3 protein-coding genes and 1 tRNA gene are annotated in these 2,165 nt (G+C 68.5%); 3 read left to right on the top strand and 1 reads right to left on the bottom strand.

Features of this window, described 5'->3' with window-relative positions; all coding sequences use genetic code 11:
• The first annotated feature begins 27 nt into the window (after positions 1–27).
• Positions 28–101: transfer RNA gene (locus A5704_RS16325), tRNA-Leu, on the top strand.
• A gap of 90 nt (positions 102–191) precedes the next feature.
• Here A5704_RS16325 and A5704_RS16320 read toward each other — a convergent pair.
• Entirely contained in the window at positions 192–545 is a 354-nt protein-coding gene (locus tag A5704_RS16320) for a hypothetical protein (protein WP_156675489.1), read from the bottom strand.
• Between the two features lie 270 nt (positions 546–815).
• On the opposite strand from A5704_RS16320, the gene A5704_RS16315 reads away from it, so the two are divergent.
• The gene (locus tag A5704_RS16315; protein ID WP_082950522.1) at positions 816–1,571 is read left to right on the top strand and encodes a CDP-alcohol phosphatidyltransferase family protein; all 756 of its coding nucleotides are present in this window, start codon (positions 816–818) and stop codon (positions 1,569–1,571) included.
• The coding region (locus A5704_RS16310) for a 1-acyl-sn-glycerol-3-phosphate acyltransferase (RefSeq protein ID WP_067889889.1) at positions 1,568–2,165 on the top strand (598 nt) is incomplete at its 3' end. The genes A5704_RS16315 and A5704_RS16310, both read left to right, overlap by 4 nt.

Genomic DNA, 2,165 nt, shown 5'->3' with positions numbered 1-2,165 from the left:
GCGCCCGCGCGCTAGATTCGCCGCCGGGCCCCCATAGCCCAATTGGCAGAGGCAGCGGACTTAAAATCCGCCCAGTGTCGGTTCGAGTCCGACTGGGGGCACCGGTGAATTGAATGGCACCCGGGGACCGAATCACCGAGGCAACCGATAGCGGACTCGGAAGGCGACCGGAACGCGCCGGCAACCGGCGATCAGCTCACGCAGCCCGGGCAGGGTCCCGGGTCACCCTCGATGACCATCGGACTGACCTGGCGGTTGAGCCCTCCGTTGGTCACCCACGCCGGCGAGTTGGCGGAAATCTGTCCGATCATGAACCGGTGCCAGGCATTCATGTCCCAGTTGGGCGTCCCCGCCGACGCCATCGGTAGCGGCATGCCGGGACACCACTGGTAGCTGCAGGCCATCCCATTACAGATCGGGTCGGGGTAGGTGAATGCCGCGGCGGGCGGGGCCGCCAGGAACGCCGACGCGAACGCGGCGACCGCGGCCATGACAGCACCGGCGATGAGGCGACGCGGGCGCGGGTGTGGTCCAGGAGTCGTCACGGTTTCCCCTCGTCGATCGGTGGCGATGTCACGCGGTGACCCAAGTCTTGCGGCGGCGCCCACGGCCGCGCATGAGGTGATCGCCTCATTTTGGTGACGGCACGTCAACGAATTGGGATCGGTAGTCCGTGCGCCTCCATTTACTTGTCGCACGCGCCGCCACCAGGTGGCGCGTCCCCTGTAGGACTCGGCACGAAACGAAAGGAGCCGGCCATCAACACCAACGTCGCTATCCATCACGCAGCCCCTTCGACTTCTCGTAAAACTCGCGTGGCCGGCCTCTACGCATTGAAGCCGTGGTTCACCAAGAGGCTGGCCCCGATCGTCCACATCGCGGTGGCTCGTCGAGTGTCTCCCGACGTCTTCACCGCGGCGGGTGTCGCGGCGGCGGGCGCTGCGGGAACTGCCATCGCGTTCGGATGGTGGCCGCTGGCGGCGGTCTTGATGGTGATGCGCCTGGCGGGCGCGAACCTCGACGGGGCGGTCGCCCGAGCTCGTGGGGTGAGCCGGCCATGGGGCTTCGTCGTCAACGAAGTCGGCGACCGCGCCGCCGATCTGCTCGCCTTCGGCGGCCTGGCGGTCTGGGCGGCGCGGCAGCACGGCCCCGGACTGAACTGGCTGTCCTGGCCGGTGCTTCAGGTCCTGCTGGCGGCGCTGGCCGCCACACTGCCGACCTTCGCATCGCTGGCCGTTGCCGCTGCAGGCCTCACGCGGCGGAACGGCGGACCGCTCGGCAAGACCGAACGCTGCCTGTTCCTGGTGCTGGCCACCGCATTCCCCGTGATCATGCCCGTCCTGCTGGTGCAGTTGGTGAACGGATCACTGCTCACGACCATTCTGCGGTTGCGGGCCGCGCATCGCGAACTGAAGGCGCAGCGCGTGCCGGACTTCGTTCCCCGCGATCTGCAGATCGAAGCGACTGTGCCTGTCGCGCTGTTCGAGCACTTTGATGCGATCACGCAACCGGTTACCGCGGCTCACCTCTCCAATGCCGTCACGCTGCCCATGGCGCTGGTGGCGGCATGACCACCGGCCGGATTGCGAGCGTGCTTCGGCACCGGCTCTGGCGGACGGTGTGTGCCGTCTCGGGCGGGCTGACGGTGACCGGGCGTTGGAACGCCAAGGGCGGCTGTGTCGTCGTCGCCAACCACGCCTCCCACGCGGACACCGCGGTGCTGGTGGCGGCGCTGCCGTCCGCAGCTCGTCCTGTCTTCGGCGCGGCGGCCGACTACTGGTTCGACGTGCCGGTGCGACGCTTCATCGCGACCTCGCTGATCGGGATACTGCCGGTGCGACGCTCGGGCGACGGCAACTACGACGCGCTGCTCGCGGCCGCCGGCCCCGCGCTTCGCGCGGGACGGACCGTCGTCATCTACCCCGAGGGAACGCGATCGACAGACGGCGTGATTAACGAATTTCGTTTCGGCGCAGTACGTCTGGCACGAGACTGCGGCGTGCCGATCGTTCCGGTAGCGATCGTGGGGACTGCCGACGTCCTGCCGAAGGACGGAAGCTTCATGCCCGGCCCGATGGAGGTACGCCTCGGTACGCCCGTCGATCCCCACACCACCTCCGCACCGCAACTGCGGTCGCAGGTGCTGGCGCTGCGGGGCGACGTCG

Source organism: Mycobacterium sp. E735, from assembly GCF_001666955.1.
Taxonomy (GTDB): domain Bacteria; phylum Actinomycetota; class Actinomycetes; order Mycobacteriales; family Mycobacteriaceae; genus Mycobacterium.
The sequence above is the reverse complement of the archived record's forward strand: the minus strand, read 5'-3'. Positions and strand labels throughout refer to the sequence as shown.